Source organism: Halarcobacter sp., from assembly GCF_963676935.1.
Lineage (GTDB): Bacteria > Campylobacterota > Campylobacteria > Campylobacterales > Arcobacteraceae > Halarcobacter.
Genome location: NZ_OY781470.1, coordinates 2,177,095 through 2,201,333, shown reverse-complemented (window position 1 = coordinate 2,201,333; position 24,239 = coordinate 2,177,095). Strand labels below are relative to the sequence as shown.

The 24,239-nt window shown below is 27.0% G+C and carries 24 protein-coding genes; 18 read left to right on the top strand and 6 right to left on the bottom strand.

What is annotated here, in order from left to right; translation table 11 throughout:
- The first annotated feature begins 69 nt into the window (after positions 1 to 69).
- The 5 genes from bioA to ACKU4C_RS10770 all read left to right on the top strand — a co-directional run bounded on the left by bioA (position 70) and on the right by ACKU4C_RS10770 (position 6,280).
- Positions 70 to 1,335, top strand: a complete 1,266-nt coding sequence (bioA, locus tag ACKU4C_RS10790; RefSeq protein WP_321311860.1) for an adenosylmethionine--8-amino-7-oxononanoate transaminase — start codon at positions 70 to 72, stop codon at positions 1,333 to 1,335.
- Between the two features lie 57 nt (positions 1,336 to 1,392).
- On the top strand, positions 1,393 to 3,984 hold the full coding sequence (locus ACKU4C_RS10785) for an ABC transporter substrate-binding protein (protein WP_321311858.1): 2,592 nt from the start codon (positions 1,393 to 1,395) through the stop codon (positions 3,982 to 3,984).
- Positions 3,985 to 3,991: 7 nt separating this feature from the next.
- Positions 3,992 to 4,645 (top strand): CoA pyrophosphatase, encoded by a 654-nt coding sequence (locus ACKU4C_RS10780; protein WP_321311856.1) that lies wholly within the window; start codon positions 3,992 to 3,994, stop codon positions 4,643 to 4,645.
- A 63-nt stretch (positions 4,646 to 4,708) separates the two neighbouring features.
- Positions 4,709 to 5,323 (top strand): fumarylacetoacetate hydrolase family protein, encoded by a 615-nt coding sequence (locus ACKU4C_RS10775; protein WP_321311854.1) that lies wholly within the window; start codon positions 4,709 to 4,711, stop codon positions 5,321 to 5,323.
- Positions 5,324 to 5,425: 102 nt separating this feature from the next.
- Positions 5,426 to 6,280 carry a bifunctional methionine sulfoxide reductase B/A protein gene (locus ACKU4C_RS10770; protein ID WP_321311853.1) on the top strand — a complete coding sequence of 285 codons (855 nt, stop codon included), beginning with the start codon at positions 5,426 to 5,428 and terminating at the stop codon, positions 6,278 to 6,280.
- A gap of 36 nt (positions 6,281 to 6,316) precedes the next feature.
- Here ACKU4C_RS10770 and ACKU4C_RS10765 read toward each other — a convergent pair whose 3' ends face one another.
- Entirely contained in the window at positions 6,317 to 6,658 is a 342-nt protein-coding gene (locus ACKU4C_RS10765) for a hypothetical protein (protein ID WP_321311852.1), read from the bottom strand.
- Positions 6,659 to 6,837: 179 nt separating this feature from the next.
- Between ACKU4C_RS10765 and ACKU4C_RS10760 the strand changes: the two genes are divergently transcribed.
- On the top strand, positions 6,838 to 7,152 hold the full coding sequence (locus ACKU4C_RS10760) for an MTH1187 family thiamine-binding protein (protein ID WP_321311851.1): 315 nt from the start codon (positions 6,838 to 6,840) through the stop codon (positions 7,150 to 7,152).
- Here ACKU4C_RS10760 and ACKU4C_RS10755 read toward each other — a convergent pair whose 3' ends face one another.
- Entirely contained in the window at positions 7,153 to 7,725 is a 573-nt protein-coding gene (locus ACKU4C_RS10755; protein ID WP_321315873.1) for a ribonuclease HII, read from the bottom strand.
- A 68-nt stretch (positions 7,726 to 7,793) separates the two neighbouring features.
- On the opposite strand from ACKU4C_RS10755, the gene ACKU4C_RS10750 reads away from it, so the two are divergent.
- The 9 genes from ACKU4C_RS10750 to mnmE all read left to right on the top strand — a co-directional run bounded on the left by ACKU4C_RS10750 (position 7,794) and on the right by mnmE (position 18,450).
- Positions 7,794 to 8,903, top strand: a complete 1,110-nt coding sequence (locus tag ACKU4C_RS10750) for an ABC transporter substrate-binding protein (protein WP_321311850.1) — start codon at positions 7,794 to 7,796, stop codon at positions 8,901 to 8,903.
- 1 nt (position 8,904) lies between these two features.
- Complete coding sequence (locus ACKU4C_RS10745) at positions 8,905 to 11,076, top strand: ATP-binding protein (RefSeq protein WP_321311849.1); 2,172 nt, start codon at positions 8,905 to 8,907, stop codon at positions 11,074 to 11,076.
- A 65-nt stretch (positions 11,077 to 11,141) separates the two neighbouring features.
- A complete protein-coding gene (locus ACKU4C_RS10740) occupies positions 11,142 to 13,718 on the top strand; it encodes an AAA family ATPase (protein ID WP_321311848.1) in 2,577 nt (858 codons plus the stop codon).
- 87 nt (positions 13,719 to 13,805) lie between these two features.
- Entirely contained in the window at positions 13,806 to 13,940 is a 135-nt protein-coding gene (rpmH, locus tag ACKU4C_RS10735) for a 50S ribosomal protein L34 (protein ID WP_044417745.1), read from the top strand.
- Positions 13,928 to 14,278 (top strand): ribonuclease P protein component, encoded by a 351-nt coding sequence (gene rnpA, locus ACKU4C_RS10730; protein ID WP_321315872.1) that lies wholly within the window; start codon positions 13,928 to 13,930, stop codon positions 14,276 to 14,278. The genes rpmH and rnpA overlap by 13 nt, the downstream gene beginning before the upstream one ends.
- The gene (yidD, locus tag ACKU4C_RS10725) at positions 14,262 to 14,594 is read left to right on the top strand and encodes a membrane protein insertion efficiency factor YidD (RefSeq protein WP_321311847.1); all 333 of its coding nucleotides are present in this window, start codon (positions 14,262 to 14,264) and stop codon (positions 14,592 to 14,594) included. Before rnpA ends, yidD begins: the two co-directional genes overlap by 17 nt.
- Positions 14,587 to 16,203, top strand: coding sequence for a membrane protein insertase YidC (yidC, locus tag ACKU4C_RS10720; protein ID WP_321311846.1), 1,617 nt, complete (start codon positions 14,587 to 14,589; stop codon positions 16,201 to 16,203). The genes yidD and yidC overlap by 8 nt, the downstream gene beginning before the upstream one ends.
- Before the next feature lie 12 nt (positions 16,204 to 16,215).
- Complete coding sequence (locus tag ACKU4C_RS10715) at positions 16,216 to 17,106, top strand: Jag N-terminal domain-containing protein (protein WP_321311845.1); 891 nt, start codon at positions 16,216 to 16,218, stop codon at positions 17,104 to 17,106.
- Between the two features lie 3 nt (positions 17,107 to 17,109).
- Positions 17,110 to 18,450: a tRNA uridine-5-carboxymethylaminomethyl(34) synthesis GTPase MnmE gene (gene mnmE / locus ACKU4C_RS10710; RefSeq protein WP_321311844.1), complete on the top strand. Its 1,341-nt coding sequence runs from the start codon at positions 17,110 to 17,112 to the stop codon at positions 18,448 to 18,450.
- Between the two features lie 16 nt (positions 18,451 to 18,466).
- On the opposite strand, the gene ACKU4C_RS10705 is transcribed toward mnmE, so the two are convergent.
- On the bottom strand, positions 18,467 to 19,495 hold the full coding sequence (locus ACKU4C_RS10705; RefSeq protein ID WP_321311843.1) for a hypothetical protein: 1,029 nt from the start codon (positions 19,493 to 19,495) through the stop codon (positions 18,467 to 18,469).
- A gap of 102 nt (positions 19,496 to 19,597) precedes the next feature.
- Between ACKU4C_RS10705 and ACKU4C_RS10700 the strand changes: the two genes are divergently transcribed.
- A complete protein-coding gene (locus ACKU4C_RS10700; RefSeq protein ID WP_321311842.1) occupies positions 19,598 to 20,824 on the top strand; it encodes an NAD(P)/FAD-dependent oxidoreductase in 1,227 nt (408 codons plus the stop codon).
- On the opposite strand, the gene ACKU4C_RS10695 is transcribed toward ACKU4C_RS10700, so the two are convergent.
- A complete protein-coding gene (locus ACKU4C_RS10695) occupies positions 20,825 to 21,301 on the bottom strand; it encodes a histidine phosphatase family protein (protein ID WP_321311841.1) in 477 nt (158 codons plus the stop codon).
- 92 nt (positions 21,302 to 21,393) lie between these two features.
- Complete coding sequence (locus tag ACKU4C_RS10690) at positions 21,394 to 21,882, bottom strand: histidine phosphatase family protein (protein ID WP_321311840.1); 489 nt, start codon at positions 21,880 to 21,882, stop codon at positions 21,394 to 21,396.
- A 167-nt stretch (positions 21,883 to 22,049) separates the two neighbouring features.
- Between ACKU4C_RS10690 and htpX the strand changes: the two genes are divergently transcribed.
- Positions 22,050 to 22,901: a zinc metalloprotease HtpX gene (htpX, locus tag ACKU4C_RS10685; RefSeq protein ID WP_321311839.1), complete on the top strand. Its 852-nt coding sequence runs from the start codon at positions 22,050 to 22,052 to the stop codon at positions 22,899 to 22,901.
- Positions 22,902 to 22,921: 20 nt separating this feature from the next.
- Here the strand turns inward: htpX and ACKU4C_RS10680 are convergent, their stop codons facing one another.
- Positions 22,922 to 23,512 carry a DUF134 domain-containing protein gene (locus ACKU4C_RS10680; protein WP_321311838.1) on the bottom strand — a complete coding sequence of 197 codons (591 nt, stop codon included), beginning with the start codon at positions 23,510 to 23,512 and terminating at the stop codon, positions 22,922 to 22,924.
- Positions 23,513 to 23,864: 352 nt separating this feature from the next.
- On the opposite strand from ACKU4C_RS10680, the gene ACKU4C_RS10675 reads away from it, so the two are divergent.
- Positions 23,865 to 24,203, top strand: a complete 339-nt coding sequence (locus ACKU4C_RS10675; RefSeq protein ID WP_321311837.1) for a hypothetical protein — start codon at positions 23,865 to 23,867, stop codon at positions 24,201 to 24,203.
- Positions 24,204 to 24,239: the final 36 nt, after the last annotated feature.

The window sequence follows — 24,239 nt, the reverse complement described above, 5'->3', positions numbered from 1 at the left end:
TAAATAGTATATAAGTGATAAAATATCACTTTTTAGTTAGAATATTATTAATATATACTAAGGATTTATATGAATTGGCAAGAGATTGATAAAAAACATGTTTGGCATCCATATAACTCTTTACCTTCAAAAACTTCTATTTTACCTGTAGTAAAAACTGATAAAACTAAGATATTTTTAGATGATGGAAGTGAATTGATTGATGGTATGAGTTCATGGTGGAGTGCAATTCATGGATATAATAATGAAAAATTAAATGATGCTTTAAAAAAACAAGTTGATATTATGCCACATATTATGTTTGGTGGTTTAAGCCATGAAAAAGCGGCAATACTTTCTAAGCAATTATGTGAACTTACTGGATTAAATAGTGTCTTTTTATGTGATTCAGGTTCTGTATCTGTTGAGGTTGCACTTAAAACAGCAATTCAATATCAAGAAGCTCAAGGAAAAAAAAGATATAAATTTATATCTTTAGAACATGCTTATCATGGAGATACTTTAGCTGCAATGAGTGTTTGTGACCCACAAAATTCTATGCACTCTATTTATGGTTCTTATTTACCAAAACATATATTTACAAAAGCACCTGAAATTGGTTTTGATAGTGATTGCAGTGAATCTATTAAAGCTTTAGAAGAGTGTGTTGAAAAACATCAAAAAGAGTGTGCTGGGATTATTATAGAACCAATTGTTCAAGGTGCAGGTGGTATGAGAATATACAATCCTTCATATGTAAAAAAAGTTAGAGAACTTTGTGATAAATATGAACTTATAATGATAGCTGATGAGATAGCAACCGGATTTGGTCATACAGGAAAAATGTTTGCATGCCAGTGGGCAGATGTCAAACCAGATATTATGACAGTAGGAAAAGCTTTAACTGGTGGTTATATGACTATGGCTGCTATGATTACTTCAAAAAATATTAGTGATACAATTTCAAACTCTAAATTGGGTGCACTAATGCATGGCCCAACATTTATGGGAAATCCACTTGCTTGTAGTGTAGCTATTGAAAGTATTAATTTATTGACTCAAATGGATTGGAAATCAAAAGTAAATAATATAGAAAAAATATTTAGTGAAGAGTTAGAAAAAGCAAAAGGTTTAAAGCTTGTAAAAAGTGTAAGAAATATTGGAGTAATAGGTGTAATAGAATTAAAAGATAATTCTCATGCTCAATATATTCAAGATTATTGTGTTCAAAAAGGGGTTTGGATTAGACCTTTTGGGAAACTTATTTATTCAATAGTTGCATATATAATAAGTGAAGATGAACTTAGAAAAGTAGTAAAAACAATGGTTGAAGCGATTAGTAATATTAAAAGCTAAATTTTATTTTATAAACCTTTAGCTAATATAAAGAAGATTTTAAGATTAAAGATAAATATGCATAAAATTAAATATAGTATAGTTTTTATTTTATTGTTAATAACTAGTTTAAATGCAAACCAGTTAAAAAAAGTTACACTACAACTTTCATGGTTTAATCAATTTCAATTTGCAGGTTATTATATAGCAAAAGAAAAAGGTTTTTTTGAAGATTATGGACTAGATGTAACAATTAAACCCTTTAATTTTGGAATAAACGCAGTAGATGAAGTAGACTCAAAAAAAGCTGATTTTGCAGTTGCAAGAGAGACTTTGATATTAGATAGAGTTGCAGGTAAAAAAATTGTAGCATTATATGCACTATTTCAAGAATCACCTTTGGTTTTATTATCTTTAAAAAATTCTGCTATTAATCATATAGAAGATTTTGCAAATAAAAGAATTATGACTACAATAGATGATGCAAGTGAAGTATCGATTAAAGCAATGCTTCTATCTAAAAATTTAGATTTTAAAAAATTGAACTTTTTAGAGCATAGCCATGATATTATGGATTTAGTCAATGGAAATACAGATGTAATCTCAGCATATTTATCAAAAACTCCATTTGATTTAAACAATATGAATATAGCTTACAATGTTTTTGCACCAAGTGATTATGGTTTTAATATGTATAGTGATTTTTTAATTACAAGTGAAGATTTAATAAATAATGATTTAAAAACAGCAATGGCTTTTAAAGAAGCAGCTTTAAAAGGCTGGAATTATGCATTTTCAAATATAAAAGAAGCCTCTCAATTAATTTATAATAAATATAATGAACAAAAGTTATCAATCAAAGCTTTAGAATATGAAGGTGATGTTCTAAAATCAATGGCGTTTTCAAATGTAAATAAATTGGGTGAAATAAGATTAGAAAAAATTCAAAGAATATATGATCTTTACAATGTAATGGGGCTAATTGATAATCAAATAGATATTAAAAAATTAGTTTTAAAACCTGGTTCTGAAATCTTTTTAAGTAAAGAAGAAAATAAATATATTGATAAAAATAAATCAATAGATATGTGTATTGTACCTAATATCAAGCCTTATAGTTTTTTACAAAACAATGAATTTTCAGGTTTTTTTGCAGATTATATGAAAATAATTGAAGAAAAAACCACATTAAATTTTAATTTAGTTGAAACAAAGAATTTTAAACAATCTTTGGATTATTTTAAAAGTGGAAGATGTAATATCTTAGCTTCTGCCCAAAATATATCTCAAAGAAGAAGTTTTGCAAATTTTACTAAACCTATCATTGATATATCTTTAGTTTTAGTTACTAAAGATAATAGAAATTTTATTGATGATATCTCTGTTTTAAAAGATAAAAAAATTGGAATTCATAAATATTACTCTTTTAATAAAACATTAAAACAAAAATATCCTGATAATAATTTTGTTGATGTTAATAATATAGATGAAAGTATAAAAAAGATTGAGAGTGATGAACTTTATGGTCATATAGATTTGATTTTAACTTCATGGGATAAGATTCAAGAAAATGAGTTTAACAAGTTAAAAATATCTGCTAAGTTAAATCTATCTGTACCTTTATCAATTGCTGTTAGAAAAAACGATTTATTAATGTACAAGATTTTAAATAAAGCAGTTGAGTCTATATCTGAAGAGGAAAAAGATAAAATACTTCAAAAGTGGTTAACTATTGAATATAAAAAAGAGTTTGATTATGATTTACTTTGGAAAGTATTAATAGGGTTCATCTTTATTTTGGCTTTTTTCCTTTATAAACAGATACTTTTACGAAAAATGAATAATACATTAAAAGAAAAAGTAGATGAAAAAACAAAAGAGTTACAAAAAATAAATCTTGAATTAGAAGAAAGAGTAAAAAAAGAGGTAAATGAAAATCTAAAAAAAGATACTCTTTTAACAAAACAATCAAAATTTGCAGCTATGGGTGAGATGATACAAAATATTGCACATCAGTGGAGACAACCTTTATCAGTAATCTCTACAGGAGCTAGTGGATTAAAAGTAAAAAAAGAGATTGATGGAAAAATTGATGAAAAACTTTTAGATGAAACCTTAGAAAAAATCATTGATACTACAAACCATTTATCTACAACAATAGATGATTTTATGCATTTTTTCAAACCAAATAAGAAAAAACAAGTGTTTAAAATAAAGGATGCAATTGATAAAACACTTAATATATTTAATTACAATATAAACAATAAAAAAATTGAGGTTATTAAAAATATTGAAGATGTTAGTTTGGATAGTTTCCAAGGAGAGTTTATTCAAATTATAATCAATATAGTAAATAATTCAAAAGATGCATTTAAAGAAGATAATACTTCTGATATGTACATTTTTATAGATGTTAAAAATAAAAAAAATGAGATAATAATTGAGATAAAAGATAGTGCTGGTGGTATAGATGAAGAGATTATTGATAAGATTTTTGAGCCATACTTTACTACAAAACATCAATATCAAGGTACAGGTATAGGATTATATATGTGTAAACAAATTATTGATAAACATATGCATGGTTCAATAGAAGTTAAAAACAAAGAATATATATACAAAAATAAATCCTATAAAGGTGCATCTTTTTTAATAAAGCTAAGAAAATAGAGTTAAAATGAAAAAAAAAGAGTTTAAAAAATTAATAAACAATTTGCCTAAAAATCCTAGTGTTATGGCACGAGATAAATATTTTAATTCTGCTGTAATTATTCCTATAATTAAAATAGACAAAGAGTATTATATTTTATTTCAAAAAAGAGCTAAACATATTAGACAAGGTGGAGATATTTGTTTCCCTGGAGGTGGTTATGAGGAGATTGATAAATCTTTTAAACATACAGCACTTAGAGAGATAAAAGAGGAATTGGGTATTGATAAAAAAGATATAAAAATCTTTGGTCAACTTGATACATATGTTGCACCAATTGGTGCTGTAGTTGAGCCTTTTGTAGCAAGAGTTAAGAAAAAAGCTTTAAAGAAAATGACAATTGATAAAAATGAAGTTGAAAAAACACTTTTAATTCCAATTAAATTCTTTAGAAAAAATCCAGCTGTTGAATACACTTTAAAATATGAGGTTCATCCATATACTTTTGATGAAAATGGAGATAAAGTTATCCATTTCCCTGTTGAAGAGTTAGGACTTCCTAAGACCTATCATAAACCGTGGGGACATAGAAAACACAAAGTATGGGTATATGATTATAATGGCGATATAATTTGGGGTTTAACAGCAGTAATAATTAATGACTTATTGAAAAAATTTTAACTATATTACAATTTAAAATCCTTTAGTTATAATAATTGGTAAATTTTATAATAAAGGTTTTAGATGCAACACATAACTATAGATAATAAACTTATATACCCTTCAAAAGTAGTCTGCATAGGAAGAAATTATACTGAACATATAAAAGAATTAAATAATGAAACTCCTGATGAAATGGTTTTTTTTATAAAACCAAACTCTTCTATTTCAGATAAACTCATATTCCCAAAAGGGCATAATAGTTGTCATTATGAAGCAGAGATCTCTTTTTTGATTGAAGAAAATAAAATAAGCGCTGTTGGATTTGGTTTAGATTTAACTTTAAGAGAGATTCAATCAAAACTTAAAAAGAAAGGCTTACCTTGGGAAAGAGCAAAAGCCTTTAACAACTCAGCAGTTTTTTCAAAATTTGTCCCTTTTAATAAAGATATTACAAAACTATCTATTGAATTATATATAAATTCCCAATTAAGACAAAAAGGTGATTACTCTTTAATGATAAATAAACCAGAAGATATTATTAAAGAAGCTAATAGTTTCTTATCTTTTGAAGATGGTGATATTTTGATGAGTGGTACTCCAAGTGGTGTAGGAGCGTTTAAAATTGGGGATGTTTTTACAGGAAAAATTCTTTATGCAGATGAAGTAATTGTTGAGCAAACCTTTAAAGTTGTATAGAAAGTTTTAAAAATAATTAAAACAAAAAATTATATATTAAATTAATTCTTAAATTGTTTTGTTTTGATAGAATTTGCAAAAATAAACAATTTTGAGGAAAATATGAAATATAATGAATTATCTCCTGAAGAATCTTACGTAATAGATAATAAAGGTACTGAAAGACCTTTTTCTGGAAAATATAATGATTTTTATGAAGAGGGAACTTATCTTTGTAAGAAATGTAACTCAGCGTTATATGAATCAGAAGATAAGTTTAGCTCAGGATGTGGTTGGCCTAGTTTTGATGATGAAATAAAAGGTGCAGTAAAAAGAATTCCAGATAAAGATGGAAGAAGAGTTGAGATAGTATGTGCAAATTGTGGAGCGCATCTAGGTCATGTTTTTGAAGGTGAAGGCTTTACTCCTAAAAATACGAGACATTGCGTAAACTCTATCTCTTTAAAGTTTGAAGATAAAGAAAAATGTTGTGAAGAACACGCTTTTGCTTATTTTGCAGCAGGTTGTTTTTGGGGTGTAGAACATCATTTCGAGAATTTTAGAGGAGTACATTCTGCTGTTTCTGGATATATGGGTGGACATTTTGAAAACCCAACTTATCAGGCAGTTTGTACAGGTATGACAGGTCACTTAGAAGCAGTAAGAATTGAATTTGATGAATGTGTAGTTTCTTTCAAAGAATTGGCACAACATTTTTTTGAAATACATGATTTTACACAAACAAATGGACAAGGTCCAGATATAGGAAATCAATATTTATCTGCAATATTTTATTTAGATGAAAAACAAAAACAAGCTGCTTTAGAGTTAGTTGATCAATTGGAAGACAAAGGGTATAAAGTTGCGACTTCTTTATATGAAGTTGTTAAATTTTATGAAGCTGAAGAGTATCACCAAGATTATTATAAAAAAACTGGAAAAGTACCATATTGTCATACTTATAGAAAGATTTTTTAAGAGAGAGTTGTTTGAATAAGTTACTTAAAAAGTAACTTATTCTTTTGTTCCTAAGATATAATAAACTTCTTTTTTGTCAAGTTTTTGTAAGTTTACATTATATTTTTCTGCCCAATGATTTACTTCATTGTGAAATTCTTCTAAAATCTCATCTGCATCATTTTCATCACATTTGATTTTTAAATATTCAGATGAATTAGATAATCCAACATATGCGTTCATCTTTTTTAAATTGTCATTTAAACTAATTACATGTTTTGAAAATTTTTCAAAATCCTTAGTTTGTTTAATCATTGTTTCCGCTTGTTTTAAAGATGATTCACTTTTTGTATAGCCTAATTGTGAAAGTAAAACTTCAGGTGAAACTTCTAAATGCATACTGCTCCTTTTTTTATTTATAGTTTTAAATATTAACGTAAATTCTATGAATATGACTTGAAATATAAACAAAGTATATTTTTTATAGACTAAAATTTTGATAAAAAATTAAATTTAAAAATTTTAATAAATTGTAATCATAAATTTAGTAGTATTTTTAAAAATTTAAAGGTTACAAAATGAGTGTATTATTACAGATGGCAATGTTCCCTACAGATCATGGTGAAAGTAAAAGTGAATATGTTGCTGAGGTTATAAAAGTTATTAGAGAATCTGGGTTTCCTTATCAACTAACACCCATGGCTACTATTATAGAAACAGAAAAATTATCAGATGCCTTAAATATAATCCAAAAGTGTTATGATACTTTAGATAGATTGGATTGTAATAGAGTATATGCCCCAATTACTTTTGATATTAGAAAGGGGCATAAAAATAGATTAAAAGGGAAAGTTAAATCTATAGAAAATAAGATAGGAAAAGTATCTAAATAGTTAAAATAAACTTTTTTGTACTCCCATATTTTCTTCCCCTAAAGCTTTTAGTTTAAAAGATTTTCGGTGCTCAATAGAACGTCCATGTAGTTTTATTTTTTCTACATGGGCTTTAGTACCATAACCTTTATGTTTATCAAAGTTATATTCTTTAAAATTATCTGCTATTTCATACATATATCTATCTCTACTAACTTTTGCTAAAATTGAAGCAGCACTAACTTCTTTTATTGTGGCATCGGCTTTTATTTTATGTTCTAAATTAGCAATCCCAAAAGAGGTGTTCCCATCCATTAGATATTGTGTTGCTTTAAGATTTTCCATAATCTCTTGAATGGAACTTTTTAAACAACTACTAATACCTTTTTCATCAATCTCTTTTGCACTTTTAAATACGATATGGTATTTTGTATTTTTAATTATTTTGGGATATAACTCTTCTCTTTTTTTTTCACTAAGCTTTTTAGAATCATCTAATTCATCAATTTTATTTAAGATTACTACACCTGCAACAACTAAAGGACCAGCCAAGGGTCCCCGTCCTGCTTCATCAATACCACATAACATATTTATTCCTATTAATTATTGTAGTAAAATTATAGCTTATTAATTGTATAATAGTGTTTTAATCTGGAGAAGAGATGATAAAAAGATTTTTTTTTATTATTGTGATTATTATCACATTAATTTTTGCATTAATATATTTTATAAAAAAAGATAAAACCATTGAGATAGGTTTTGTAGGTGGCTTAAGTGGAAAATATTCAAATTTAGGACATACAACTTTAAATGGACTTATTTTAGCATTTGAAGATATCGATTATACAATTAATGGTAAAAAAATTAGAATAGATATAAAAGATGATATGCAAAACAAAAAGCTTGCAAAAAATATAATCAATTCTTTTATAGAAAAAAAACTTAATCTTATTGTTGGTAATACAACAAGTACAATGACAAAAATCTCATTATTGGAAATACCAAAAAATAGTAATATATTTTTATTCTCACCTACTGCAAGTAGTGGAGAGTTTTCAAAAAAAGATGATAACTTTTTTAGAACACAAGTTGCTTTATCAAAGGAAAATTTTGATAAATTATCAAATTATTTTTTGAAAAACAAAATTTTAAATTTATATGCCATTTATGATGAAAAAAATAGTAATTATGCAAATAACTATATGAATGATTTTGAAAAATCATTTTTATCAAAAGGTGGTAAAACTTTTGTAAAAAGAATAAAAATAAAAAAAGATTTTAGATTGATAGCAGATGAGATTAAATCAGATGATTCAATTGATGGTTTATTTATAGTTGCAAACTCTTTAGATTCATCTAGGTTGATACAATATTTAAAAATAAAAGATATTGAAAAAACTATTTTTGTCTCTGCTTGGGCTAAAGGGGCAGAGTTTTTAGAAGATGGAGGAAAAGCTGTTAATAATACAATTTTTTTAGATTCTTTTGATGAAAACTCAAAAAATCCAAGATATTTAAAGTTTGTAAATGATTATAAGCAAAAATTTAAAATTGAACCAACAATATTCTCAGCACAAGGTTATGAGACTGGAAAAATCATTATTGAAATATTAAAAAAAGATGACAATTTGGAAAATTTTAAAAAGACTTTGTTAGAGATAAAAAAATTTAAAAGTTTACAAGGGTTTATTACTTTTGATCAATTTGGGGATATTCATCGCGAACAAAATCTAACAATAGTAAAAGACAATAGGTTTGTAAAAATAAAATAATATGAGAAAAATAAAAAATACTAGTTTAAAAAAACAAATTATACGTAGTTTAACACTATTTCTTATTTCAGTTATTGTAGTTATTGGTGTTTTGTCTATTTCAAACATCTACAATGCAAAAATTGATTCAATTAAATTTAATCAAAATCTTGTTTTAAAACAAGTAAATGATAGAGTTGATTCTTTAATAAATAATATAGAGTATTTATCAACTTATATTGAAAATAAAATTGAATTAAAAAATAGGAATATTGCTTTTAATAATATTTTAGAAACAAACAAAGATATCTCTTCAATCTTGATACTTAATAATAATGGGATTTTAGAAGAAATATATGTAAAGAACAAAGAAAAACAAAATATATATAAAGGTTTTGATTACTCAAATAAAGAGTATTATAAAAAATTAAAAGATAAAAAAAATTATTGGTCTAATGTATTTTTATCATCTTTAGATGAAACACCAACTATCTCATACAGTTTTAAGATCAAAAATAAAATAGGTGTAATTCTTATAGACCTTACTGAAATCTCAAATTTTATCTTAAAATTTAAAAATCAAGATGATAGCTACATGGTTAGAATATTTGATAGAAATGGGGTCTTAATTATGGATCCAACTAATATTCAGCTTGTTCTACAACGCTTTAATGCTAGTTCCTCAGAAATATTTACAAAACTGATAGATATAAAAGAAGTAAATGAAGAGGCAATTTATTATTCAATACTTGATAATGAAGAACAGTATGGGGCTTATTTGAAAAATGAAAAAACAAATTGGAATATTGTTGTAAGAGAAAATTACAATAATATTTTAAAATCATTAAATAATATTATATTTTTATATATGGGTTCAATGTTTTTATTTATGATTTTAGGAATCTATCTTGCTTTTAAAATTTCTAAAAATATATTTAGTTCTTTTGATAAAATTCATGCTGTAACATCTAAAATTGCTTATGGTGATTATGAAACAAAAATTGAAGGTAGTGATTTTCAAGAATTTAATAAACTATTGGATAGTTTTTATAAAATGCAAATTGAAATTGATAAAAGAGAAGAAAGTTTAGAAAAATCATTAAACAGCTTTAAATCACTTTTTAATTCAACTATGGAGTGTGTAGTTTTATCTAAAGGACATGAAATAGTTGATGTAAATGATGTGACAGTAAAACTTTTTGGATTTAAATCAAAAAATGATGCAATTGGAAAAAATGTTTTAGATTACATAGTTGATGATTATAAAGAATTAGTATCAGAGAATTTTAAAAAAAATGTTAATGTTCCATATGAAGTAGAATTTATCAAAGAAGAGGGAGAGATATTCCATGCTTTGGTACAAGGTAAATTTTTAGAACTTGATAATGAAAAAATAAGAGTTTCTGCTTTAATTGATATTACAGAATTAAAAAACAAAGATAGACTACTTTATCAACAAACAAAAATGGCATCTATGGGAGAGATGATTGGAAATATTGCTCATCAATGGAGACAACCTTTAAATGTGATTAGTACAAGTGCAAGTAGTGTAAAGCTTGAAAAAGAGTTTGGAATTTTAGATGATAAGCAATTAGGTGAATCAATGGATATGATTGTACAAAATGCTTTATATCTTTCAAAAACTATAGATGATTTTAGAAACTTTTTTCAAACAGATAAAAGTTTAGAAATTTTTGAAGTAAGAACTGTAGTTGAAAAGGCTTTAAAACTTATTCAATCAAGTATAAAAAATCACAATATAATAATAAAAAAGAGTTTTTTAGATGAAATGTTTAGTGTTGAAGGCTATCCAAATGAGTTTATACAAGTTCTTATTAATATGTTTAATAATTCAAAGGATGCTTTTATCTCAAATCAAATACAGCATAGAGTTATTGAAATAAAAGAAGAGCTTTATGATGATTGTTATAAACTAAGAATAGTTGATAATGCAGGAGGTATTCCTGACAATATTTTATACAAAATATTTGATCCTTATTTTACTACAAAACATAAGTCTCAAGGTACTGGGATTGGATTATATATGTCACATCAAATTATTACAGATCATATGAAAGGTAATTTATATGTAAAAAATATTAATTATAAATATGAAAATACAAACTACAGAGGGTGTTCTTTTACAATAAAACTACCAAGAGAAAGTGCTCATAACTACATATATGAAATATGACTTGACAAAATAGAACTCAAGTTGCTATAATGCTATTAGCAATTAAAGTATAGGAGTGCTAAATTATGAACAAATTATTCGAAAAATTAACAAATCAAATGCATGAAACTATTGATTCATCAGTAGCTTTGGCATTACATAATAAAAACCAAGAAGTTGAAATAATTCACTTATTATGGGCATTATTAACAAACACAAATTCAGTATTAAATCAACTATTAAATAAAATGAATATTGATAAGGCTGCAATTGAATTGGAAGCAAAATCGTACGCAAGCAAACTTCCAGCAGTATCTAATCTTACAAAAGAAAATATTAAATTATCAAGAAACTTTGTTGATAGTTTGCAAAAAGCAGAAGGTCTTATGGCTAAAAACGGAGATAAGTTTATAGCAGTAGACACTTGGCTTATTTCAAATTTTGATTCTAATGTAATAAAAGATGTATTAGGAAAATATATAAATCTTCATGATGCAAAAAAAGAGCTTGAAGCTATGAGAGCTGGTGCAACTGTTGATAGTGCTAGCGCAGATGAAAATCTTGAAGCTTTAAGTAAATATGGAATTGATTTAAATAAAAAAGCTATTGATGGAGAGCTTGACCCAGTTATAGGTAGAGATGAACAAATCAATAGAATGATGCAAATTCTTATTAGGAAAACAAAAAATAATCCAATCTTACTTGGGGAACCTGGTACGGGTAAAACTGCAATAGCAGAAGGACTTGCTCAAAGAATTGTAAACAAAGATGTTCCAACTTCTCTTTTAAATAAAAAAGTTGTAACTCTAGATATGAGTTCTATGATTGCAGGTGCAAAATATAGAGGTGAATTTGAAGATAGATTAAAATCGGTTATTGATGAAGTAAAAAAAGCAGGGAATATTATTTTATTTATTGATGAGATTCATACAATAATTGGAGCAGGAGCTAGTGAAGGTTCTATGGATGCAGCAAATATTCTTAAACCAAGTCTTGCTAGAGGTGAACTTCATACTATAGGAGCAACAACATTAAAAGAGTATAGAAAGTATTTTGAAAAAGATGCTGCTATGCAAAGAAGATTTCAACCAGTTAATGTTGATGAACCAAGTGTAAATGAAGCTTTACAAATATTAAGAGGTATTAAAGAGAGATTAGAAACACACCATAATGTAACTATTAATGATTCAGCATTAGTTGCTGCAGCGAAATTAAGTGATAGATATATAAGTGATAGATTTTTACCAGATAAAGCAATTGACCTTATAGATGAAGCATCAGCAGAACTTAAAATGCAAATAGAATCAGAACCAACTGCTTTATCAAATATTAAAAGAGAGATTCAAACTATTAATGTAGAAAAAGAAGCTCTAAAAATGGAAAAATCTAAAAAGAATGAGGATAGATTAAAAGAGATTGAAAAAGAACTTGCAAATCTAAATGAAGAAAAACAAAATCTTGAAGTTAGATTCCAGACAGAAAAAGAAACATTTAATGCAGAGAGTTCTCTAAAAGCAAAAATTGATGAGCTTAGAACAAAAGCGCAAAGAGCAAAAAGGGAATCAAATTTTGAAGAAGCAGCATCAATTGAATATGGTGAAATACCAGCACTTGAAGCAAAAATTAAAGAGAATCAAGAAAAATGGGACAGAATGCAAAAAGAGGGAACTTTACTTAGAAACTCTGTTGATGAAGAAGCGATTGCCAGTATAGTAAGTCGTTGGACAGGAATTCCGGTAAATAAAATGATGGATTCAGAAAAACAAAGAGTTTTAAAAGTTGAAGATGAACTAAAAAAAGATGTTGTAGGGCAAGATGAAGCTTTAAAAGCTATTAGTAGAGCTATTAAAAGAAATAAAGCAGGGCTTTCTGACGAGAGTCGTCCTATTGGTTCATTTATGTTTTTAGGACCAACAGGGGTTGGTAAAACTGAGAGTGCTAAAACTTTAGCTAGATTTTTGTTTGATGATGAAAAAGCTCTTATTAGATTTGATATGAGTGAATATATGGAAAAACATGCAGTAAGTAGGCTTGTAGGTGCTGCTCCAGGATATGTTGGATATGAAGAGGGTGGTCAATTAACTGAAGCTGTAAGAAGAAAACCATATAGTGTAATACTATTTGATGAGATAGAAAAAGCACATCCAGATGTATTTAATATCTTACTACAAGTATTAGATGATGGAAGATTAACAGATAATAAAGGTGTAACAATTGATTTTAAAAATACTATTATTATCTTAACTTCAAATATAGGAAGTGCAAAAATTATAGAAATATCAGATAAAGAGGAAAGAAGAAAAGAGGTTTTAAATGATTTAAAAGCACATTTTAGACCAGAATTTTTAAATAGACTTGATGATATTGTTATATTTGAACAATTAGGATTGGATGCTATTACAAATATTGTAGATATTTTATTTGCGAATATTAAAAAAAGAGTTGATCAAAAAGATATAAATATTTCATTGACTCAAAAAGCAAAAGAGTATATTGCAAAAGTTGGATTTGATCCAGTATATGGTGCAAGACCTCTTAAAAGAGCAATTTATGAAGTAGTTGAAGATAAATTAGCAGATTTGATTTTAGAGGATAAAATTGCTGAAGGTTCAAGTGTTGAATTTGATATTCAAGATGATGAGGTTATAACAAATATAAGTTAATCATTATAAAATCCTTAAACTAAAGAAAGTTTAAGGATGGTTTAAATATAATACGCGACTTAATTTGTGAATAGAGGAACGAAGATTATGAAAAGAACATATCAACCACATAACACGCCAAGAAAAAGAACACATGGGTTTAGAATTAGAATGAAAACTAAGAACGGTAGAAAAGTTATCAAAGCTAGAAGAGCTAAAGGTAGAAAAAGATTAGCTGTTTAAGCAAGACTCACCGTCTAAACAATTCTAAAGATTTCAATCAACTTTATAAAAGCGGCAAAAAGTGGCATACCCACTCATTTGTCGCTTTTTTTTCGTCTAACGAAAATCTTAATATAGCATTTGTTGCTTCTAAAAAAGTAGGAAATGCAGTAAAAAGGGCAAAAGCAAAGAGAATTCTAAGAGCTTTGTGCCTATCTAATCAAAATAGAATAAAAAAAGGTAAATACATTTTTGTTGCAAAACAAGCCCTTTTTAATAAATCACACAAAGAGTTAGAAAGAGACTTTATCTATGCAATGAAAAAGTTACAATTACTTAAAAATGAAAACTCTATTTAAATATTTAATTAAATTTTATCAGAAATATTTGTCTGTAATATCATTTGGAAGTTGCAGGTATTATCCTTCATGTTCAAATTATGCCATTTGGCAATTGGAGAACAATACTTTCTTTAAGGCAATTTATTTTACAATAGCACGCGTATTAAAATGCAATCAACTTTTTGAGGGTGGATTTGATTATCCAATAGTAAAAGTTGTAAAGCATAATAATATAAATTTTAAAAAAATAAAAGTTAAATACTGGCTAGTACCAGTAGATAACAATAGATACCTCATAGTAAAAAATCGGGAGTGGAAGAGTAGTAATGAATAATATGAATCAAGATAATGGTATGCAAAAAAGAATGTTAATTATGACTTTAGTCGTGTTTGTGTTTTTTATTGCTTATGAATTTTTGGTATTAAAGCCTCAACAAGAGGAAAAATTAAAACAACAAGAAATAGCAAAACAGCAAAATCAAAATGCTGCTCCTGATGTGGCTTCAACAACAGATGCAATGGTACAAAGTGCACCAAACGAAGCAAATATGGATAAATCAATCAATGCTTTATCAAGTAAAGCAGTAGGTAAAGCTGATATTATCACAACAATTAAAACAGCAAAAAGTATTATAGAGATTGATAAACTAGGAAGAGTTGCACAAGTAACTTTAACTGATCGTATTTATAAAGATGGTGAAGGTCATGAAATTAAGCTTTTTGATGTTGATCAATTAAGACCATTAGAGGTTAGATTTGCTAATGCAGATATTAACAACAAAGCCTTCCAAGCAAACTATACATCAACTGTTTCAACTGTAGATGCAAGTAAAAGTGCACAAAAATTTGTTTTAACACAAAATATTGATGACTTAGTATTAACAAAAGAGTTTACAGTTTATCCTGATGGACATTATGATTTAGATGTAAAATCATCTAAAAAAGAGCAGTTTTTTATCACTAATGGTTTTAGACCAAATGTATTAGCTGATATGTATGCTGATCATGGTGTATATGTAAAACTTAATGATGGAACAATGGAATTAACTTCAGATGAAGATTTAGATAAAGTAAAATCATATACTGGTATTAAATTTGTTTCAAACTTTGATAGATATTATGCAACAGTTATTTATAACTTTGAAAAATCACTTCAAATTTCATTAATGCCTGATAATTCAAAAAATCCACAAGCTTTTGCTCATGCATTAGGAGAGATTAGTTTTTCAGGATATATGGGACCAAAAAACTTTAATGATTTAAAAGCATTAAATCCAGAATTAACAGATGTTATTGAATATGGTTGGTTTACATTTATTGCTAAGCCTATGTTTACATTCTTACAATTCCTTCACAGTTACATTGGAAACTGGGGTTGGACAATTGTATTTTTAACTATTATTATTAAACTTGTTTTATATCCTTTATCATATAAAGGTATGGTTTCTATGCAAAAGCTTAAAGACCTTGCACCAAAAATGAAAGAGATTCAAACAAAATATAAAGATGATAAACAAAAACAATCTATGCATATGATGGAGTTATATAAGAAACATGGTGCAAATCCAATGGGTGGATGTTTACCATTGATTTTACAAATTCCAGTATTCTTTGCTATCTATAGAGTTTTATTAAATTCAATTGAGTTAAAAGGTGCAGAATGGATTTTATGGATTCACGACTTAGCTGAAATGGACCCATATTATGTATTACCAATTTTAATGGGTGTATCAATGTTTGTACAACAAAAAATTACGCCAAATACAATGCAAGATGAGACTCAAAAGAAGATATTCCAAATGTTACCAATTATATTTACATTCTTCTTCTTATGGTTCCCTGCAGGGTTAACTCTTTACTGGTTTACAAATAACCTATTTACAATTGCACAACAATATAGTATTAATAAAATATTTGAAAGACAAAGAGCTGCTAAAAAGTAGTAGGAGACTATTATGAAACAATTTGAGGGAAAAAATTTAGAAGAGGTTTATGAGTTAGCGTCAAACGAGTTTTGTTGTTCAATCACAGAATTAGATATTGAGATTGTTCAACAAGCTTCAAAAGGTTTTTTAGGAATAGGTAAAAAAAATGCGATTATTACAGCTATTCCTAAAAAAAGAAGAAGAGATAACAGAAGAGCTAAAGAGCATAGATTTAAGAAAAAAGATATAAAAATTGAAGAGTTCTCAAAAAGAATGGAAGATTCTCATAAAAGAGATGAGAGAGCAGAGCAAAAAAGAAGAAAAGAAGAAAAAAGAAGAGAACCTAAATTAAATAAAGTACCAAAGGTTGAAGGTAAAGAAAGAATTTTTGATAATTTTTACAATGAATCTGATAGTAAAAATGAAGTTGCAAAAATTATTGTAAAAAAAGATAAACAAGATGTTTTAGAAGAAGTAAATGCTGGGCTTATATCTTTGTTTAAAGATACCTGTTATGGTATTGATAATATTAAAGTTGAATTTTATGATGAAGATACTTTATATATTGAATTTACAGGTGAAGATTCAGCTTTATTAATAGGTAAAGAGGGTTACAGGTATAAAGCACTTTCTTATATTCTTTTTAACTGGATAAATGAAAAATATGGTCTTATGCTAAGACTTGAAGTTGCAGAATTCTTAAAAAATCAAGAAGCTTCAATCCATACATATTTAGAGCCTGTAATTGAAATTATTAAAGAAAAAGGTTCATTTAAAACAAAACCTTTAGATGGAATTTTAGTACATATTGCACTTAAAAAATTAAGAGAAGAATTCCCTGAAAAATATGTTGCTGTTAAAACAAATGTTAGGGGAGACAAATATGTACTTGTAAATGAGTACAGAAGTAAAGAGCAATAAAAATTGATTTTAGATGATACTATTGTAGCCATTGCTACAGCAAACGGAGTAGGGTCTATCTCTATTGTTAGAATCAGTGGAGATAAAGCTCTTGAAATTGCAAAAATACTTTCAAAAAAACAAGAATTAAAGCCAAGACTTGCAACACTTAGTTCAATTTATAATTCAAATGATGAGATTATAGATGAAGCTTTAATTCTTTATTTTAAAAATCCATTCTCTTTTACAGGTGAAGATGTTGTTGAGTTTCAATGTCATGGTGGAATTGCAATCTCAAATATTATTATGAGCGAAGCTATAAAATGTGGTGCAAGATTAGCTCAACCTGGTGAGTTTTCTAAAAGAGCCTTTATAAATGGTAAAATTGACCTTACAAAAGCAGAAGCAATAGCAAAAATAATTGAAGCAAGAAGTGAAGATGCTGTTAAACTTTTAGCTAAACAATTAAAAGGTGAATTAACTACTTTTGTAAATGATATTAGAGAAGATTTACTTTTCATGTTAGCTTACACAGAGGTAAATATAGATTATGCGGAAGAGGATTTACCTGCTGATATCTTTGAACAAATCAAAAATAAGTTAGATAAAATTGAAATAAAACTTGAAAATACTTTAGAAGCTAGTAAAAGAAGAGAAGGTCTTATAGAAGGTTTCAAAGTAGCAATTATAGGAAAACCTAATGTTGGAAAATCTTCACTTTTAAATAAACTTTTAAATTTTGACAGAGCTATCATCTCAGATATAGCAGGGACTACTAGAGATACTATTGAAGAATCAGTAAAAATTGGAACACATATAATCAAAATAGTTGATACAGCAGGAATTAGAGAAGCTGACGATGTAATTGAGCAAATAGGAATAGAAAAATCAATTAAAGCTGTAGAAGAAGCGGATATTGTTATCTCTTTATTTGATAATAGTAAAGTTTGTGATAAAGAGGATGAAAAAATATTATCTTTAATCAATGAATATTCAAATAAAGAGATTATAAAAGTTTTAAATAAATCAGATTTAGAAAATAGCTTTGATAAAACAAAACTTGAGGATTATATTGAATTAAGTACAAAAGAAACAATTAATCCCTTAATATATAAACTTGAGTCTATTTTAGATTCAAATACACATAGTGATGATATGACTTTAATCTCAAAAAGGCAAGTTGATTCTGTTGAAAATACTTTAGAACATATAAAAAGCTCAAGCATGCCTTTAGAAACTGGTGAATTAGAGTTTTTTGCATATCATATAAAAGAGGCTTTAGAGCATATCTCTAATATCACAAGGCCATATGAAAATGATGAGATGTTAGATGTTATGTTTGGAGCATTTTGTTTAGGGAAATAGTTTTTTATAAACTATTTCACACTACTAAATCTACACTTGTTATAAGACCAGCTTCCCCATTTTCTTTTAAAAATATACTTGATTCTTTTAAATTTGCTGTTTGTTCTCCATAAGCTTTTGAATAATTAAATCCACTTCCAATACTTGATAAATAAATAGCCCCAATTCCTGCTTGTGAAAGAGTTATTAAATTGTTTTCTCCCTCTTCATTTATTTCCCATATTTTTAGATTATTGAAAATTGAATCAGCTTCATCTATCCAATTATTTCCATCTTTATCATATTTTGCTAGTTCTTCAAATCCATCACCAGTTTTTGGTCCAAAAAGTTCACTTCCATTATCAATTGTTCCATTATTGTTTTTGTCTAATGCCAGAAAACCGCTTCCATCTTTTAATAAAGGGATATTCTCTTTTGTTCCATCATTATCTAAATCGAATTCTAAACTAATCTCTTTACTGATATTATCAAATGAGTTGCCAGATTCCTCTTTGAAATTTATAATTAATGGATCTTCAAATGTAATTCCTGCTACCTCAATTTTTGTTTTATGTTGTTCATAAAACTCTTGAGTAAATGACAGATTTAAATCTATATTAAAAGAGCCAGAACTTGTATTAATTTGTGCATTACTTGAAAAATGTACTGAACTTTTTTGGTAATAAGTTTCTACACTCTCATAACTAGCTGCAAAAGCATTTATATTTATGTTTTGATTATTGAAATGGGGATTAAATTCATAATTTTTGTTTTTTTCTTCATTATTAAAAGGATAAATATCAAATTTTTTATGTTTTCCATCTAATTTACCTAATAATAACTCAATTAAAAGTTTTTTAATTTTATCTTCAATGGACATGTTTTCTTCTGAATTAAATACTATTGATTTTGTATTATTAACAGAATTATTTGATAATCTAATATTATCACCATTAGCTGAACCCTCGAGTTTTTGTGTTATTAGTGTACTATTGATTGAAGATTCATGTTGTTGAACAAAACTACTTGCTGATTCCATCTCTACATTGTAAGAGTTAATTAACATGATGTGTCCTTTAAACTATATTTAAGAATTGTATAATAAATAAGATAAAATATTTTTTAAGTAATAAAACTACATGTTAAAGATATTTAGATAATATACCACATGGAAAAAAATGAATATGATTTAATAGTTGTTGGTTCTGGTGCAGCAGGGATGATTGCAGCAATAGTAGCTGCACGAAATGGTAAAAAAGTATTACTGTGTGAACAACAAGCAAAATTGGGACCAAAATTAAAAGCCACTGGTGGTGGTAAATGTAATCTTACAAACACTCTCTCAAATGAAGATTTTATGAATAGATTTGGCAAAAATGGAAGATTTATGCAAGATGCATTAAATGAGTTTGATTACCAAGATTTAATCTCTTTTTTAAAAGATATTGGTGTAGAAACACATATACCTGATGGTTTTAGAGTTTTCCCGATAAGTCATAATTCAGGAACTATTATTAAAGCTTTAGAAGAAGAACTTTACAATGTAAATGTTGAAGTAAAAAATAATACAAAAGTAGAAGATTTAATTTGTGAAAAGGAAACAATTAAAGGTGTAAAAACTTCTACTAATAATATTTATGCACCAAAGGTGATAGTTGCAACTGGTGGTTTAGGTTTTTCTATGCTAGGTGCAAATGGTGATGGTTTTGATTTTGCAAAATCATTGGGACATAAAATTACAGAACTTTATCCTGCAATGCTACCACTTATTACAAAAGAAAAATGGGTAGCAAATTGTAAAGCAGATACAATAGCAAAAGCTATTGTAAAAATTGATTTAAAAAAGGCAAAAAATCTAAAAGCAGTTGGAGATTTAATTTTTACACCAAAAGGTGTTAGGGGTCCAGTTATATTAGATTTTTCTAGAGAGATTACCCCTTTTTTAGAAAAATATGGTGAAGTTCCATTATTAATCAATATGATAAAAGGGATGAATGAGGAAGATGTATTTAAACATATAAAATCATATCCAGAAAAAACTGTTGAAGAGACTTTAAATTTTTTATTGCCTAATTCAGTTGTAAAAGAGTTATGTTTAATAGCCCAAGCAAACAACACAAAGAAGTTTAAAGATTTGGATGGACAAGTAAGAGAAAAACTTGTAAAGATATTAGTAAATACACCTTTAACAGTTATAGACCATGTGGGTTTTGAAAAAGCAATGATAACAAGAGGTGGAGTAAGTTTAAAAGAGATAAATCCTAAAACAATGCAAAGTAAAATAATTGATGGATTATATTTTTGCGGTGAAGTTATGGATTTAGATGGACCATGTGGAGGTTATAACCTTCAATGGTCCTTCGCAAGTGGGAATTTAGCTGGTAAATTATTATAGTTAAAATTTTATTAGTTCAATAAAATTTGCATTTGATTTATCTATTGATATCCAAGAGTCACAATTAAATTCAATCTTTATTGCATGTCCCATTTGAAGTTCCTCTTTAAATTCTCCAAATGTTATAGCTAATGCAGTTAGTGCTGGGTTATGTCCTATTATCATTAAAGTATTTACAGTATCAAAAGTATATGTAATAGATTCAATTAATTCATTTAAAAATGCTTCATAGATAACTTCATTGAACATTATACTTTTATCAAAACCAATCTCTTTGGCTATTATGTCTGCTGTATCTCGTGCTCTGATAGCTGGGCTTGAGACTATTAAATCTGGCATAACATTTTTCTTTTTTAATTTAATACCAAGATTTTTTGCATCCTCTTTACCTTTTTTAGTTAATGTAACATCATAATCATAACTAAAATTAGTCATTGATTCTTTTTGGGCATGTCTTACAATATATAATTCTTTCATCTTTTTTACTCATTATAAAATAAACTTATATTAAATTCTAAAACATTTAAGTTAAAGAAAGATTGAAAAACTGAAAATTTTGATGATTTTTTTTAATAAATTTTTTTTGGGTATTCATAAGATACAAGTTGTGCATTCTTTTTTGTAATCTCTCTCCATGAATCACAATCAAATGTTATTTCTAAAATACCACAAGTTGGAAGGTTATCATTAAAGTCAATAAGATAAAAAGCCAGAAGATTAAGAGAAGGATTATGTCCAACTAAAAATACATCATCATATTCATCTTCAATAAAAGTTACAACATCTAAAATAGTTTTTAGTGATGCTCCATAAAGATACTCATTATAGATAATATCTTCATGATAACCAACTTTTTTTGCTATTTTTTTTGCTGTATCTCTTGCCCTATATGCAGGTGAAGAGATTATTACATCAGGATAGATATTTTTTTTATATAAAATCTCCCCCATAAATGGAGCATTTTTTTTTCCTCTTGCATTTAAAGGTCTATCAAAATCTTCTAGATTTTCATTTGACCAATCAGATTTCCCATGTCTTATTAAAAAGAGTTTTTTCATATTGCCTCATTTTTTCAAGTTTGATTATTATAGCAATTTTTATTTAACTTAAGGATTTAAGTAAAAAAAAATTTACATATTTATACAATAAATCAATAATTTATTTTATTAAATTTTTATTAATCCAAAGATGATAAAATACTGAAAATTGTCAATAAAGGAGATTTATGGAACAAGTTAAAACAATATTTTTATTAACTCTTTTGACTGTGCTATTTGTATCTATAGGGTTTTATTTTGGAGGTACAAATGGTATGCTAATAGCGTTCTTATTAGCAGGAGGAATGAACTTTTATGCATATTATTATTCTGATAAACAAGTTCTAAAACATTATAATGCTACACCTATTGAGGATGTACATCATCCTGTTTATAGAATTACACAAAAATTAGTTCAAAAAGCTAATTTACCTATGCCTAAAGTGTATTTAATCCCTGATCATACACCAAATGCCTTTGCAACAGGAAGAAATTATGAAAATGCAGCAGTTGCAGTTACTATGGGATTATATGAGATGCTAAATGAAAAAGAGCTAGAAGGTGTTATTGCCCATGAGTTATCTCATATAAAACATTATGATATGCTAATAGGAACTATTGCAGCAGTATTTGCAGGTGCCATTGCTATGATTGCTAATATGATGCAATTTTCAGCAATGTTTGGAGGAAGTAATAATAGACAAGGTGGAAATCCTATTATTATGATTCTTATGGCTATATTATTACCTTTAGCAGCATCAATTATTCAAATGACAGTTAGTAGAAGTCGTGAATTTATGGCAGATGAAGGTGCCGCTAGAATGACAGGAAATGTAGAAGGTTTACAAAGTGCTTTAGCAAAACTTGATAATTATGCAAGAGGAGGGCACCCAATACATAATGCTACAGAACAAACAGCACATATGTTTATAATCAATCCTTTTTCTGGTATGAAAGATAGTTTTGGTTCATTATTTAGAACTCATCCTTCAACTGAGGATAGAATAGCTAGATTAGAAGAATTAAAATACGATTTATAAAATAGAAGCTTTTATAGCTTCTATTGAAAAATCCCTACAAGGCCATCTTGTGTAACTTCTTCTTGTAAGATAGGATAAATACCTTTTGCAATTAAAGAGATTTTTAAATCGTAATCGATATCTTCTATTAAAAAATAATTTACTGTAAAATCATATAAAATGTCAGGTAAGACATTACATGGAGCATCATCTTCATTGTTGTATGCAGGGTTTGCTATACAATTTGCAGACTTTAGCTTATAATCTTTAATAAAAAATATCCAAACATATTTTGCTTCTGGACCAGCATATTCAAGTTCAGTATTACTATTTGAACATACCGCAACATGAAATTCATTTTTAATCTCATGAACTTTAATGTTACTTCCTGTAATTAGAGCTAGAGATATTTTTTTTCTAGCACTTTTTATAATTCTTGCAAATGTAGCTCTAGAAACATTCATTTTTTTTGCAGCATCTTCTTGATACATACAAAAAGAATCCATTAAATGTATTGCTTCTAACTCTTCATGTAACAGTATTACATCTTGTTTTGCCTTTATATCTTTAGGGCCAAAATATTTTGATACAGGCTTTAATTCTAACTTTCTTTGTAGTTTTTCTCTTGCCATATAAATACCTTATTTAATAATTTCAATTTTACCATAGATTAATTGAATAATACTTGACATATGTTCAAAAAAGTGATACAATTCTGTCATATGTTCACTAAGCAGTATTTAGTTTGACTTAATATATTTAGTACAATATAAAATTTGTGATCTTCTCTCATGGTAACCTTTTTGGTTTCCGTTATTGTACAAATAGTATATAAATATAAGCTTTAATGGAATATATTTTTAAACATCAGTTTTGTTAGGATAACACATAATTGTCTTTTCCCTAGTCATTACTTTTTTTCACTCATCCTGATAAAAACTTGATGTTTTAAACTCCTTTTTTTAATTCCTACAAGGAGAGAATATGACTAAAGTTGTATTTCCTACACAAGAAAAATTAAGCTATATTTCAAAAGTTGAAAATAGTTTTTATCATGCTAATTATCTTACAGTATTACACTGTAAAGGTCAGAATATCGATGGTATAGATATTATTAAAAATCCATTTTATGATAATTTAGAAGGTTTTTGCAAATATTGTAAAACAAAACATTTTGATGTATTAGTATCTCATGATGAAAAAAGATTGCCACTCGAAGAGTTATCAAAATGTGGTGTATCTGTTTATAATGTAAAAAAAGATGAGATAATATTAAGTGTTTTTAGTGATTTTATACAAGATAAATTAGTAAAAGTAGCATAATAAATATTAGTTTTCTTTATAAAGAGAGAACTTCTC

Coding starts and splice junctions, on each gene's coding strand:
- bioA (WP_321311860.1), top strand. CDS start 70: ATGAATTGGCAAGAGATTGATAAAAAACATGTTTGGCATCCATATAAC.
- ACKU4C_RS10785 (WP_321311858.1), top strand. CDS start 1,393: ATGCATAAAATTAAATATAGTATAGTTTTTATTTTATTGTTAATAACT.
- ACKU4C_RS10780 (WP_321311856.1), top strand. CDS start 3,992: ATGAAAAAAAAAGAGTTTAAAAAATTAATAAACAATTTGCCTAAAAAT.
- ACKU4C_RS10775 (WP_321311854.1), top strand. CDS start 4,709: ATGCAACACATAACTATAGATAATAAACTTATATACCCTTCAAAAGTA.
- ACKU4C_RS10770 (WP_321311853.1), top strand. CDS start 5,426: ATGAAATATAATGAATTATCTCCTGAAGAATCTTACGTAATAGATAAT.
- ACKU4C_RS10765 (WP_321311852.1), bottom strand. CDS start 6,658: ATGCATTTAGAAGTTTCACCTGAAGTTTTACTTTCACAATTAGGCTAT.
- ACKU4C_RS10760 (WP_321311851.1), top strand. CDS start 6,838: ATGAGTGTATTATTACAGATGGCAATGTTCCCTACAGATCATGGTGAA.
- ACKU4C_RS10750 (WP_321311850.1), top strand. CDS start 7,794: ATGATAAAAAGATTTTTTTTTATTATTGTGATTATTATCACATTAATT.
- ACKU4C_RS10745 (WP_321311849.1), top strand. CDS start 8,905: ATGAGAAAAATAAAAAATACTAGTTTAAAAAAACAAATTATACGTAGT.
- ACKU4C_RS10740 (WP_321311848.1), top strand. CDS start 11,142: ATGAACAAATTATTCGAAAAATTAACAAATCAAATGCATGAAACTATT.
- rpmH (WP_044417745.1), top strand. CDS start 13,806: ATGAAAAGAACATATCAACCACATAACACGCCAAGAAAAAGAACACAT.
- yidD (WP_321311847.1), top strand. CDS start 14,262: ATGAAAACTCTATTTAAATATTTAATTAAATTTTATCAGAAATATTTG.
- yidC (WP_321311846.1), top strand. CDS start 14,587: ATGAATAATATGAATCAAGATAATGGTATGCAAAAAAGAATGTTAATT.
- ACKU4C_RS10715 (WP_321311845.1), top strand. CDS start 16,216: ATGAAACAATTTGAGGGAAAAAATTTAGAAGAGGTTTATGAGTTAGCG.
- ACKU4C_RS10705 (WP_321311843.1), bottom strand. CDS start 19,495: ATGTTAATTAACTCTTACAATGTAGAGATGGAATCAGCAAGTAGTTTT.
- ACKU4C_RS10700 (WP_321311842.1), top strand. CDS start 19,598: ATGGAAAAAAATGAATATGATTTAATAGTTGTTGGTTCTGGTGCAGCA.
- ACKU4C_RS10695 (WP_321311841.1), bottom strand. CDS start 21,301: ATGAAAGAATTATATATTGTAAGACATGCCCAAAAAGAATCAATGACT.
- ACKU4C_RS10690 (WP_321311840.1), bottom strand. CDS start 21,882: ATGAAAAAACTCTTTTTAATAAGACATGGGAAATCTGATTGGTCAAAT.
- htpX (WP_321311839.1), top strand. CDS start 22,050: ATGGAACAAGTTAAAACAATATTTTTATTAACTCTTTTGACTGTGCTA.
- ACKU4C_RS10680 (WP_321311838.1), bottom strand. CDS start 23,512: ATGGCAAGAGAAAAACTACAAAGAAAGTTAGAATTAAAGCCTGTATCA.
- ACKU4C_RS10675 (WP_321311837.1), top strand. CDS start 23,865: ATGACTAAAGTTGTATTTCCTACACAAGAAAAATTAAGCTATATTTCA.